At 70.5% G+C, this 12811-nt stretch carries 10 protein-coding genes; all 10 read left to right on the top strand.

The annotated features are described in order from the left end of the window. Nucleotides 1–8 precede the first annotated feature (8 nt). From nuoE to nuoN, 10 genes are read left to right on the top strand one after another with little or no spacing between them, the layout of a single operon-like run. Nucleotides 9–755, top strand: coding sequence for an NADH-quinone oxidoreductase subunit NuoE (nuoE, locus tag QP090_RS36330; protein ID WP_285944353.1), 747 nt, complete (start codon nt 9–11; stop codon nt 753–755). Next, nucleotides 752–2056, top strand: a complete 1305-nt coding sequence (gene nuoF, locus QP090_RS36325; protein WP_285944293.1) for an NADH-quinone oxidoreductase subunit NuoF — start codon at nt 752–754, stop codon at nt 2054–2056. Before nuoE ends, nuoF begins: the two co-directional genes overlap by 4 nt. Beyond that, complete coding sequence (locus QP090_RS36320) at nt 2053–4533, top strand: NADH-quinone oxidoreductase subunit G (protein ID WP_285944292.1); 2481 nt, start codon at nt 2053–2055, stop codon at nt 4531–4533. The genes nuoF and QP090_RS36320 overlap by 4 nt, the downstream gene beginning before the upstream one ends. Next, nucleotides 4530–5906: an NADH-quinone oxidoreductase subunit NuoH gene (gene nuoH, locus QP090_RS36315; protein ID WP_285944291.1), complete on the top strand. Its 1377-nt coding sequence runs from the start codon at nt 4530–4532 to the stop codon at nt 5904–5906. The genes QP090_RS36320 and nuoH overlap by 4 nt, the downstream gene beginning before the upstream one ends. Continuing rightward, entirely contained in the window at nt 5893–6444 is a 552-nt protein-coding gene (gene nuoI, locus QP090_RS36310) for an NADH-quinone oxidoreductase subunit NuoI (protein ID WP_432763114.1), read from the top strand. Before nuoH ends, nuoI begins: the two co-directional genes overlap by 14 nt. Further along, nucleotides 6441–7415, top strand: a complete 975-nt coding sequence (locus tag QP090_RS36305; protein ID WP_285944290.1) for an NADH-quinone oxidoreductase subunit J — start codon at nt 6441–6443, stop codon at nt 7413–7415. The genes nuoI and QP090_RS36305 overlap by 4 nt, the downstream gene beginning before the upstream one ends. Then, the gene (gene nuoK, locus QP090_RS36300; RefSeq protein ID WP_285944289.1) at nt 7412–7711 is read left to right on the top strand and encodes an NADH-quinone oxidoreductase subunit NuoK; all 300 of its coding nucleotides are present in this window, start codon (nt 7412–7414) and stop codon (nt 7709–7711) included. Before QP090_RS36305 ends, nuoK begins: the two co-directional genes overlap by 4 nt. 10 nt (nt 7712–7721) lie before the next feature. Beyond that, the gene (gene nuoL, locus QP090_RS36295; protein ID WP_285944288.1) at nt 7722–9638 is read left to right on the top strand and encodes an NADH-quinone oxidoreductase subunit L; all 1917 of its coding nucleotides are present in this window, start codon (nt 7722–7724) and stop codon (nt 9636–9638) included. After that, a complete protein-coding gene (locus tag QP090_RS36290) occupies nt 9635–11215 on the top strand; it encodes an NADH-quinone oxidoreductase subunit M (protein WP_285944287.1) in 1581 nt (526 codons plus the stop codon). The genes nuoL and QP090_RS36290 overlap by 4 nt, the downstream gene beginning before the upstream one ends. Beyond that, nucleotides 11212–12810, top strand: a complete 1599-nt coding sequence (gene nuoN, locus QP090_RS36285) for an NADH-quinone oxidoreductase subunit NuoN (RefSeq protein ID WP_285944286.1) — start codon at nt 11212–11214, stop codon at nt 12808–12810. Before QP090_RS36290 ends, nuoN begins: the two co-directional genes overlap by 4 nt. Nucleotide 12811: the final 1 nt, after the last annotated feature.

The following is a 12811-nucleotide window of genomic DNA, read 5'->3' as shown; positions in this document are numbered from 1 at the left end:
GCGAGCACATGGAGTTCCTGGAGACCGCAGGGACCGGCGATCAGGAGCCGTACGCGCCCGAGGTGCGCGAGCGCCTGGAGCGGGACGCCAAAGAGATCATCGCGCGCTATCCCAAGCCGCGGTCGGCGCTGCTGCCGATGCTGCACCTGGTGCAGTCGGAGGAGGGGCACGTCACCCCGCGCGGCACCGCGTTCTGCGCCGAGCAGCTCGGGATCACGCCCGCGCAGGTGACCGGCGTCGTGACCTTCTACACGCAGTACAAGCGGAAGCCGGTCGGGGAGTACCACGTCGGCGTCTGCATCAACACGCTGTGCGCGATCATGGGCGGCGACCAGATCTGGAACGAGCTGAGCGCGCACACCGGGCTCGGCCACGACGAGGCCGATGCCGACGGCAGGGTCAGCCTCGAGCGGATCGAGTGCAACGCGGCCTGCGACTTCGCGCCGGTGATGATGGTCAACTGGGAGTTCTTCGACAACATGACTCCCGAGAAGGCCAAGGCGCTGGTCGACGATCTGCGCTCGGGTAAGCAAGTGCTTCCTTCGCGCGGGCCGAACGAGCTGGTCGGCTGGAAGGACGCCTCCCGCGTGCTCGCCGGGTTCCCGGACGGCCGCGCCCACGAGGGCGTGCAGGCCGGACCGGAGTCGCTGCGCGGGCTGGAGCTGGCGAAGGAGCGCGGCTGGACGGCTCCGCCGCCGAGCGCCGAGCGCGAGCGGCCGCACGAGTCCGGCGGCCAGGAGGGGCGGAACCAGTGACCACGCTCACCCCGATCCTCACCAGGAACTGGGATCAGCCCGACTCGTTCACCCGCGTGGCGTACGAGCGCGAGGGCGGCTACCAGGCGCTGCGCACCGCGCTCGGCATGGAGCCGGACGCGATCGTGCAGGCGGTCAAGGACTCCGGCCTGCGCGGCCGGGGCGGCGCGGGCTTCCCCACCGGCATGAAGTGGGGCTTCCTCCCGCCGGCGAGCCCGAACCCGCGGTACCTGGTCGTCAACGCCGACGAGTCCGAGCCGGGCACGTGCAAGGACATCCCGCTGATGATGGCCAACCCGCACGTGCTGGTCGAGGGCATCGTGATCAGCTCGTTCGCGATCAAGTCGAACCACGCGTTCATCTACGTGCGCGGTGAGGTACTGCACGTCGTACGACGCCTCCAGCAGGCGGTCGCCGAGGCGTATGAGGCCGGCTACCTCGGCCGCAACATCCTCGGCTCCGGGTTCGACCTCGATCTGGTCGTGCACACCGGTGCCGGGGCCTACATCTGCGGCGAGGAGACGGCGCTGCTCGATTCCCTGGAAGGGTTCCGCGGTCAGCCCAGGCTGAAGCCCCCCTTCCCGGCGGTCGCGGGCCTCTACGGCGGCCCCACTGTCATCAACAACGTCGAGTCGATCGCGTCGGTTCCCTCGATCGTGCAGAACGGTTCGGACTGGTTCGCCGCGATGGGCACCGAGAAGTCCCAGGGGTACGGGATCTTCTCGCTGTCCGGGCACGTCACCCGTCCCGGGCAGTACGAGGCGCCGCTCGGCATCACGCTGCGCGAGCTGCTGGAGATGGCGGGCGGCGTCCGCGCCGGGCACCGGCTGAAGTTCTGGACGCCCGGCGGCTCGTCCACCCCGATCTTCACCGACGAGCACCTGGACGTGCCGCTCGACTTCGAGTCGGTCGGCGCAGCCGGGTCGATGCTCGGCACCCGCGCGCTCCAGATCTTCGACGAGACGACCTGCGTGGTGCGGGCCGTGCTGCGCTGGTCGGAGTTCTACGCGCACGAGTCGTGCGGCAAGTGCACGCCGTGCCGCGAGGGCACCTACTGGTACAAGCAGATGCTCAAGCGGCTGGAGGCCGGGCAGGGCGAGGAGGCGGACCTGGAGACGCTCCTGGACCTGTCCGACAACATCCTCGGCCGCTCCTTCTGCGCCCTCGGCGACGGCGCGACGAGCCCGGTGGTGTCCTCCATCAAGCTCTTCCGCGACGAGTACCTCAAGCACTTCGAGCAGGGCGGCTGTCCGTTCGACCACGCCAAGTCCACGGTTTGGGCTGAGGGAGGCTCCCGATGACGGTTAGTGTTGGTGGCGGCTCGGCGGCTTCGAGTGCTCCCCAGCAGCCTGGGGGTGGTCCGGCCGCGGTCAAGAAGGCACCGGACATGATCGCCGTCACCATCGACGGGTTCGAGATCGAAGTGCCCAAGGGCACCCTGATCATCCGGGCCGCCGAGCTGCTCGGCATCCAGATCCCGCGGTTCTGCGACCATCCGCTGCTCGACCCGGTCGGGGCCTGCCGGCAGTGCCTGGTGGAGATCCCCGACGCCGGCAACGGGCGCGGGATGCCCAAGCCGCAGGCGTCCTGCACCACCACGGTGATGCCGGGCATGGTGATCAAGACCCAGCTCACCTCGCCGCAGGCCGACAAGGCCCAGCAGGGCGTGATGGAGCTGCTGCTGATCAACCACCCGCTGGACTGCCCGATCTGCGACAAGGGCGGCGAGTGCCCGCTCCAGAACCAGGCGATGTCCAACGGGCGGGGCGAGTCGCGCTTCACCGAGGCCAAGCGGACGTTCCCGAAGCCGATCCCGCTGTCCAGCCAGGTGCTGCTCGACCGGGAGCGCTGCGTCCAGTGCGCCCGCTGCACCCGGTTCTCCGACCAGATCGCCGGCGACGCGTTCATCGACCTGTTCGAGCGCGGCGCCAAGGAGCAGGTCGGGGTCGCCGACGGCGAGCCGTTCCAGTCCTACTTCTCCGGCAACACGGTGCAGATCTGCCCGGTGGGGGCGCTGACCGGCACCGCGTACCGGTTCAGGTCCCGTCCGTTCGACCTGGTGTCGGCGCCGAGCACGTGCGAGCACTGCGCGTCCGGCTGCGCGCTGCGCACCGACCACCGCCGCGGGAAGATCACGCGGCGGCTGGCGGGCGACGACCCGCAGGTCAACGAGGAATGGAACTGCGACAAGGGCCGGTGGGCGTTCACCTACGGCTCCCAGCCCGACCGGCTCACCCACCCGCTGGTCCGCAACGAGCAGGGCGTGCTGGAGCCGGCGTCCTGGCCCGAGGCGCTCACCATCGCGGGCCGCGGCCTGGCCGCCGCGCGCGGCCGGGCCGGCGTGCTGACCGGCGGGCGGGTGACGCTGGAGGACGCCTACGCCTACGCCAAGTTCGCCCGGATCGCGCTCGGCACCAACGACGTCGACTTCCGCGCCCGGCCGCACTCGGCGGAGGAGGCCGACTTCCTGGCCGCCGCCGTGGCGGGCCGGCCGATCGAGGTGTCCTACGCCGACCTGGAGTCGGCGCCCGCGGTGCTGCTCGCCGGCCTGGAGCCGGAGGAGGAGTCGCCGATCGTGTTCCTGCGGCTCCGCAAGGCGGTCCGCAAGAACGGGCTGAAGGTGCACGCGGTCGCCCCGTTCGCGACCCGCGGCCTGGCCAAGGTCGGCGGCACGCTGCTGCCGACCCTGCCGGGCGCCGAGGCCGAGGTGCTCGGGTCGCTGGTCGGCGGTTCCGAGCACACCGCCGTCCGCGACCTGCTGGCGACGCCCGGCGCGGTGATCCTGGTGGGCGAGCGGCTGGCCGGCAGCGCGGGCGCGCTGTCGGCGGTGGTCCGGCTCGCCCAGGTCACCGGCGCCCGGCTCGCCTGGGTGCCGCGGCGGGCGGGCGAGCGCGGCGCGATCGAGGCGGGCGCGCTGCCCGGCCTGCTGCCGATCGGCCGTCCGGCCGACGACCCCGACGTGCGCGCCGAAGTGGCCCGCGCGTGGGGCGTGGCCGAGCTGCCGTCCGTCCCGGGCCTGGACGCCGACGGCATCCTCGCCGCGGCTGCGGCGGGGGAGCGCGGCGCGCTGCTCGTCGGCGGCGTCGACCCGTACGACCTGCCTGACCCCGAGGCGGTGCTGCGGGCCCTGGACGCCACCCCGTTCGTGGTGAGCCTGGAGCAGCGGCCGAGCGCGGTCACCGACCGCGCCGACGTGGTGCTGCCGGTCGCCGCGGTCGCCGAGAAGGCCGGCACGTTCGTTGACTGGGAGGGCCGCGGCCGTCAGTTCGACGTGGTGCTCACGTCCGTCGGCCGCCTCTCCGACCTGCGCGTCCTGGACGCGCTGGCGAACGAGATGGACGTGCACCTGGCGCTGCCCGGACCGGACGCGGCCCGCCGCGAGCTGGCCGGGCTCGGCGGCTACCGCGGCGAGCGCCCGCAGGCGCCGAGCGCCCGTCAGGGCGCGCACCCGCAGCCCGGCCAGGGCGAGGCGCTGCTGGCCAGCTGGCGGCTGCTGCTCGACAAGGGCCGGATGCAGGACGGCGAGCCCTACCTGGCCGGCACCGCCAAGCCCGCGGCGGCCCGGTTGTCGCCCGCCACCGCCGCCGAGATCGGCGCGACCGCGACGGTCACGGTCGGTTCCGGACGGGGCGAGGTGACGCTCCCGCTGGAGATCACCCCCGACCTGCCCGACCGGGTGGTGTGGCTGCCGACCAACTCCGCGGGCTGCGCGCTCCATCGCGACCTGGGCGCCGCCGCAGGGAACGTCGTCACCATCTCCTCGGGAGGTCCCGCATGAGGGTGCCCGCACTCGCCGCCGCGCCGGCGCCGAACGATCCGTCGCTGCCCGCCTTCGGCCACGATCCGTGGTGGCTGATCGGCGGGAAGGTGCTGTTCCTGTTCGTCTTCCTGGTCCTCATGGTCTTCATGTCCATGTGGGTCGAGCGGCGCCTGATCGGCCGGATGCAGCTGCGCGTCGGCCCGAACCGGACCGGGCCGCAGGGCCTGCTCCAGGCGCTGGCCGACGGGGTGAAGCTGGCGCTCAAGGAGGACATCGTCCCCCGGAAGGTCGACAAGGTCGTCTTCATCCTGGCGCCGATCGTGTCCGCCACCCCGGCGCTGATCTCGTTCATCATCATCCCGTTCGGGCCGGTCGTGTCGGTGTTCGGGCACCAGACCGCGCTCCAGGGCACCGACCTGCCGGTGGCGGTGCTGCTGGTGCTGGCGATGTCGTCGATGGGCATCTACGGGATCGTGCTGGCCGGCTGGGCGTCGATGTCGTCGTACTCGCTGCTCGGCGGGCTGCGCGCCTCGGCCCAGATGATCTCCTACGAGATCGCGATGAGCCTGTCGTTCGTGGCGGTGTTCCTGTTCGCCGGGTCGATGTCGACCTCGCAGATCGTCGCGCAGCAGCAGGACAAGTGGTTCGTGGTGTTGCTGCTGCCGTCCTTCCTGGTCTACGTGATCACGATGATGGGCGAGTCGAACCGCATCCCGTTCGACCTGCCCGAGGGCGAGGGCGAGCTGGTCGCCGGCTTCCACACCGAGTACTCCTCGCTGAAGTTCGCGATGTTCTTCCTCGCCGAGTACGTCAACCTGGTCACCCTGTCCGCGCTGGCCACCACCCTGTTCCTGGGCGGCTGGCGGGCTCCCGCGCCGATCTCCACGATCTGGGCCGGGGCCAACGAGGGCTGGTGGCCGATCCTGTGGTTCCTGGTCAAGATCTGGTGCTTCATCTTCTTCTTCATCTGGCTGCGCGGCTCGCTGCCGCGGGTCCGGTACGACCAGCTGATGAAGCTCGGGTGGAAGGTGCTGATGCCCTTCTCCCTCGGCTGGATCCTGCTGGTCGCCACCATCCGCGCGCTGCGCAACGAGGACTACGACATGCGGCAGATCGTCGTGTACGCGGCGGTCGCCGCGGCGGTGGTGCTGGTCGTGTCGCTCGTGTGGGAGTTCCTGCGCGGCAACAAGGAGGACGAGAAGCAGATCGTCCCGGGGCTCGCCCCGGACGGCCCGGCCGGGACGGCCGGGTCCGCGGCGGGCGGGTTCCCCGTCCCGCCGATGGACCTGCCCCACTACCACGGCCGCGACACCGAGATGCGGGGGGCGGGCCTCACCGGAGCCTCGCGCGCCGAGCCCGCTAGCAAGGAGGTCACCAGTGGGACTCACTGACTTCCTGAACCCGGTCAAGGGGTTCGGGGTCTCGTTCCACCAGATGTTCACCAAGAGCGAGACCGTCCAGTACCCCGAGGTGAAGAAGCCGACCGCCCCGCGTTTCCACGGGCGGCACCAGCTCAACCGGTGGCCGGACGGCCTGGAGAAGTGCATCGGCTGCGAGCTGTGCGCCTGGGCGTGCCCGGCCGACGCGATCTTCGTCGAGGGCGCCGACAACGGCGCGAGCGACGACGAGCGGTTCTCGCCGGGTGAGCGGTACGGGCGCATCTACCAGATCAACTATCTGCGCTGCATCTTCTGCGGGCTGTGCATCGAGGCGTGCCCCACCCGGGCGCTCACGATGACCAACGAGTACGAGCTCGCCGACGACAGCCGCGAGAGCCTGATCTACACCAAGGACATGCTGCTGGCCCCGCTGCGCGAGGGCATGGAGACGCCGCCACACGCGATGCGGCTCGGCGAGACCGAGGTGGACTACTACCGCCTCGGCCTCCAGCCCGAGGAGGGGCCGTCCGGCGCGGGTGAGGGCAAATGAGCGCCCACCTGCTCGCGTCCGGCGCGGTCGCCGCACAGGTCGCCGACAAGCAGTCCGGCGAGCCGTTCTTCTTCTGGCTGCTGGCGATCGTGTCGGTCGCCGCCGCGCTCGGCATGATCTTCACGCGCAAGGCGGTGCACTCGGCGCTGATGCTGGCGGCCGTGATGCTCTCGCTGGCCGCGCTGTACGCGATCGAGGGGGCGCCGTTCCTGGCGTTCGTCCAGGTGATCGTGTACACCGGCGCGGTGCTGATGCTGTTCCTGTTCGTGATGATGCTCGTCGGGGTCAGCTCCACCGACTCGCTGGTGGAGACGATCCGCGGGCAGCGGCTGTGGGCCGCGATCGGCGCGCTCGGGTTCCTGGCGCTGCTCGGCGCCGGCCTCGGCAACGCGGCGCTGGGCGACAGTGCCGGGTTGCAGGCGGCCAACTCCGAGGGCAACGTGATCGGCCTGGCCCGGCTGCTGTTCAGCAAGTACGTGTTCGCGTTCGAGGCGACCAGCGCGCTGCTGATCACCGCGGCGCTCGGCGCGATGGTGCTGGCGCACCGCGAGCGCACCACGCCGAAGCCGACCCAGCGCGACCTGTCGACCAGCCGGTTCAAGTCCGGGGCGCACCCCGGCCCGCTGCCCGGCCCCGGCACGTACGCGCTGCACAACTCGGTCGACATGCCGGCGCTGCTGCCCGACGGCACCCCGTCGGAGCTGTCCCTCAACCCGGTCATCGCGGCCCGCACCGACACCATCGAACGGCACCCCGACCTGTACGGCGGGACCGCCGAGGAGGCGGTCGACCGCGACGTGTCCGCGGTCAAGACGACCACGGACGAGGCCGAGGACGCGGGCGCCGAGTCCCGGGCGGTCTTCCGCTCCGGCACCGGCGCTCCCGGCGGCGACGCCCCGGCGTCCGGCCCGGGGGCGGGTTCCGGTCCGGGCTCCGGTTCCGGCGAGCGTGAAGGCGAGGCTGGCAAATGAGTCCCGGGCACTACCTGGCGCTCTCGACGATCCTGTTCACCATCGGCGCCGTCGGCGTGCTGGTACGGCGCAACGCGATCGTGGTGTTCATGTGCGTCGAGCTGATGCTCAACGCCACCAACCTGGCGTTCGTCACGTTCGCCCGGATGCACGGCAACCTCGACGGCCAGATCATCGCCTTCTTCGTGATGGTGGTGGCCGCGGCGGAGGTCGTGGTGGGACTGGCGATCATCATGACCATCTTCCGGACCCGCAGGTCCTCGTCGGTCGACGACGCGAACCTGCTGAAGTACTGAGAGGTCGGGGATGAAAGCGGAAGGCATCCAGGCCGCGTCCTGGCTTCTCATCGCGCTGCCGCTGGCCGGCGCGGCGATCCTCCTTCTCGGGGGCCGCCGCACCGACAAGTGGGGGCATCTGCTCGGGGTCGCCATGTCGGTGGCCTCGTTCGCGGTCGGCGTGGCGATGTTCGTCCAGATGCTCGGATACGGCGCCGAGGAGCGGCGCCGCACCCTGCACCTGTGGAACTTCTTCGACGTCGGCTCGTTCAAGGTCGGCATGGACCTGCTGGTGGACCCGCTGTCCATGAGCTTCGTGCTGCTGATCACCGGGGTGGGCTCGCTCATCCACGTCTACTCCGTCGGCTACATGGCCGAGGACCCGGACCGGCGCAGGTTCTTCGCGTACCTGAACCTGTTCGTGGCGGCGATGCTGCTGCTGATCCTCGGCGGCAACTACCTGGTCATGTTCCTCGGCTGGGAGGGCGTCGGCCTCACCTCGTACCTGCTGATCGGGTTCTGGCAGTACAAGCCGACGGCGGCGACCGCCGCCAAGAAGGCGTTCGTGGTGAACCGGGTCGGCGACCTCGGCCTGCTCACCGCGCTGATGCTGATGTTCTCCACCTTCGGCACCGTCGGGTTCGACCAGATCCTCGGCACCGGCGCCGAGCACGTGGGACTCGCGTCCAAGCTCGGCACCGGCACCGCGACCGCGCTCGGGCTGCTGCTCCTGCTCGGCGCGTGCGGCAAGTCGGCGCAGCTCCCGCTCCAGTCCTGGCTGCTGGACGCGATGGAGGGCCCGACCCCGGTGTCGGCGCTGATCCACGCCGCGACCATGGTGACCGCCGGCGTCTACCTGATCGTCCGGTCCGCCCCGATCTTCGAGATGTCCGACACCGCGCAGTTGGTGGTGACCATCGTCGGCGCGGCCACGCTGCTCGCCGGTGCGATCATCGGGTGCGGCAAGGACGACATCAAGAAGGCCCTGGCCGGATCGACGATGTCGCAGATCGGCTACATGTTCCTGGCCGCCGGGCTCGGCAAGGCCGGGTACGTGTTCGCCATCGCGCACCTCATCGCGCACGGCTTCTTCAAGGCCGGCCTGTTCCTCGGTGCCGGCTCGGTCATGCACGGCATGAAGAACGACGTGAACATGCGCCGCTACGGTGGCCTGCGCGTGATGATGGTGTTCACCTGGGCCACCTTCGGGCTCGGCTACCTGGCCATCATCGGGTTCCCGGGACTGTCGGGCTGGTTCACCAAGGACGGCATCATCGAGGCCGCGTACGAGAAGGGCGGCACGTCCGGGAACATCCTCGGCTCGTGCGCGCTGATCGGCGCCGGCATCACCGCGTACTACATGTCGCGGGTGATGTTCATGACCTTCTACGGCGAGAAGCGCTGGGCGGAGGACGCGCACCCGCACGAGTCGCCCAAGGTGATGACCGTCCCGCTGATGCTGCTCGCGGTCGGCTCGGTCGGCGCCGGCGGGTTCCTGGTGCTCGGCGGGTTCGCCGACTTCCTGGAGCCGGTGGTCGGCGCGCCCGAGGAGCACCACGCGTTCAACCCGTTCGCTCCGGCCGGTATCGCGACGCTCGTGCTGATGGTGATCGGCGTGGCGATCGCGTGGCGCCAGTACGGCGCCCGCCCGGTGCCGCGCGAGGCCCCGGCCGGCTCGATCATCACCGTCGCGGCCCGCAAGGACCTCTACGGCGACGCCCTGAACGAGTCGCTGCTGATGCGGCCCGGCCAGTGGCTGACCCGGCTGGCGGTCTGGTTCGACGGCCGCGTCGTCGACGGCGCGGTCAACGGCACGGCGGCCGGTGTCGGCGGCAGCTCCGGTCGCATCCGGCGGCTCCAGACCGGCTTCGTCCGCTCGTACGCCCTGTCCATGTTCTTCGGCGCGACGCTCATCGTTGCCGCGCTGCTGGTGGTGAACGTGTCATGAGTGACTTTCCCTGGTTGAGCGTCCTCATCGCGCTGCCACTGCTGGGCGCGCTGCTCGTCGGCGTCCTGCCGCGCGGGCGTGAGGCGCTCGTCAAACAGACCGCGCTCGGCGTCTCGGTGCTGGTCGCGGTGCTGACGCTGGTGATGGCGGCGCGGTTCGACAGCGGCGGCGCCCGGTTCCAGTTCGAAGAGAAGTACTGGTGGATCAAGCAGTTCGGGGTGCACTGGGCGGTCGGCGTCGACGGCGTCGCGCTGGTGCTGGTCGTGCTGTCGGTGATCCTCGTCCCGCTGGTCATGCTGGCCTCCTGGAGCGAGGCCGACCGGTCCGGCGGCGTCGACGTGCCGCCCAAGCGGTCGGTGAAGACCTACTTCGCGCTGCTGCTGGCGCTGGAAGCGGCGATGATCGGCGTCTTCGTGGCGACCGACGTCTTCCTCTTCTACGTCTTCTTCGAGGCGATGCTGATCCCGGTGTACTTCATCATCGGGTCCTACGGCGGCCTCCAGCGCTCGTACGCCGCGGTGAAGTTCCTGCTCTACTCGCTGCTCGGCGGGCTGGTCATGCTCGTCGCGGTGATCTGGCTGTACCCGCTGTCGGCCAAGTCGGCCGCGGACGGCGGCCTCGGGCACGGCACCTTCCTGTTCAGCGAGCTGAGCAAGATGAACATCGACCCGACCACGGCCAAGTGGCTGTTCCTCGGGTTCTTCCTCGCGTTCGCGATCAAGGCGCCGATGGTGCCGGTGCACACCTGGCTCCCGGACGCCGCGCAGCAGTCCCCGGCGGGCGCGCTGGTGCTGATCGTGGGCGTGCTCGACAAGGTCGGCACCTACGGGATGCTGCGGTTCTGCCTGGAGCTGTTCCCCGGCGCCGCCAAGTGGGCGACACCGGTCGTGCTCGGACTGGCGGTGCTCAGCATCATCTACGGAGCGGTGCTGGCGATCGGGCAGGTCGACCTGAAGCGGCTGATCGCCTACACGTCGGTCTCGCACTTCGGGTTCATCGTGCTGGGCATCTTCGCGATGACCTCGCAGGGCCAGTCCGGCGCGACGCTGTACATGGTCAACCACGGGTTCTCCACCGGCGCGCTGTTCCTCATCGTCGGATTCATGATCGTCCGGCGCCGGTCCGCGCGGATCGGCGACTTCGGCGGCGTGCAGAAGGTCGCCCCGGTGCTCGCCGGGACGTTCCTGGTCGCCGGCCTGTCCGGGCTGTCGCTGCCGGGCCTGTCGCCGTTCGTGTCGGAGTTCCTGGTGTTCACCGGCACGTTCAGCCGGTACCGGGTGCCCGCCGTGATCGCCACCATCGGGATCGTGCTGGCCGCCGTCTACATCCTGTGGATGTACCAGCGGACGATGGGCGGCCCGTCCACCGAGAAGGTCCAGGGCATGACGGACCTGTCCGCGCGGGAGAAGTGGGCGCTGGCCCCGATCATCGCGATCATCGTGGCGATGGGCGTGTTCCCGCAGCCGGTGCTGAACGTGATCAACCCATCGGTCAAGCAGACGCTGGTCCGGGTCGACCGGCACGACCCGGCGCCGAAGATCACCGGTAACGTCGCCGAGAACGGAGCGCGTCCATGAGCGCGAGCAACCAGGTGAGCGCCGTCCTCGCGCAGGGCGGGGCCATCCCGGCCCCGCACATCGAGTACGGGCAGATCGCCCCGATGCTGCTGGTGTTCGGCGTCGCCATCGCCGGGGTGGTGGTCGAGGCGTTCGTCGGACGCACCTGGCGCTACACCGTGCAGGTGCCGCTGGCCTTCCTCGGGCTGGCCGGCGCCTTCGTCTGGACGATCGTGCTGGGCTGGCGGGACAAGCCGTTCCACGTCGCCGCCGAAGGCGCGCTCGGCGTGGACGGCCCCACGCTGTTCCTCCAGGGCACCATCCTCGTCCTGGCGCTGATCAGCCTGCTGCTGATCGCCGAGCGCGGCAGCAGCGGGCAGGGCGGCGTCGGCGGCGGGCACTTCACCGCGCAGGCGGCGGCGCTGCCCGGCACCGAGGCCGAGCAGGAGACGATGGCCGCGGGCATCACCCAGACCGAGGTGTTCCCGCTGCTGATGTTCGCCGTCGGCGGCATGGTGATGTTCCCCGCGTCCAACGACCTGCTCACCATGTTCGTGGCGCTGGAGGTCCTCTCGCTGCCGCTGTACCTGCTGTGCGGCCTCGCCCGCCGGCGCCGGCTGCTGTCGCAGGAGGCCGCGGTCAAGTACTTCCTGCTCGGCGCGTTCTCCTCGGCGTTCTTCCTGTACGGGACGGCGCTGCTGTACGGCTACGCCGGCTCGGTGCGGCTGTCCGACATCGCCGCGCAGCTCAGCCGCGACGCGGGCAGCGAGACGCTGCTCCTCGGCGGGGTCGCGCTCCTGTCGGTCGGCCTGCTGTTCAAGCTCGGCGCCGTGCCGTTCCACATGTGGAAGCCGGACGTCTACCAGGGCGCCCCGACCCCGATCACGGCGCTGATGGCCTCGTGCACGCTGGTCGCCGCCTTCGGCGCGATGCTGCGCGTCTTCTACGTCGCCTTCGAGAACATGAAGTGGGACTGGCGCCCCGCGATGTGGGGTGTGGCCATTCTCACAATGGTGATCGGTGCGGTGATCGCCATCACCCAGACCGACATCAAGCGGATGCTGGCCTACTCCTCGATCGCGCACGCGGGCTTCCTGCTCACCGGCGTGATCGCCACGTCCGCCGACGGTCTGTCGGGCACCCTGTTCTACCTGGCCGCCTACGGATTCACCACGATCGGCGCGTTCGCCGTCATCACGATGGTCCGGGACGCGGGCGGCGAGGCCGCGCACCTGTCCCGCTGGGCCGGGCTCGGCAAGCGCTCCCCGGTGGTGGCCGGCACCTTCGCCTTCTTCCTGCTGGCGTTCGCCGGAATCCCGCTGACCAGCGGCTTCACCGGCAAGTTCGCGGTGTTCAAGGCGGCCATCGAAGCCGGCGCCACGCCGCTGGTCATCATCGGCGTGCTGTCCTCGGCGATCGCGGCGTTCTTCTACGTCCGCGTCATCGTTGTGATGTTCTTCAGCGAGCCCGAGGCGGACGGCCCCACGGTGGTCGTCGGGCTGCCCACCGCGGCGGCGGTCGCGCTCGGACTGACGGCTACTGTGGTACTCGGTGTGCTCCCCCAGCCGATGCTGGACCTGGCGGGGCACGCCGCGTCACAGATGTTCGTGCGGTGAA

The organism is Actinomadura xylanilytica (genome assembly GCF_030283145.1).
GTDB classification, from domain to species: domain Bacteria; phylum Actinomycetota; class Actinomycetes; order Streptosporangiales; family Streptosporangiaceae; genus Spirillospora; species Spirillospora xylanilytica.
This window is presented reverse-complemented; position numbering and strand designations above follow the sequence as displayed.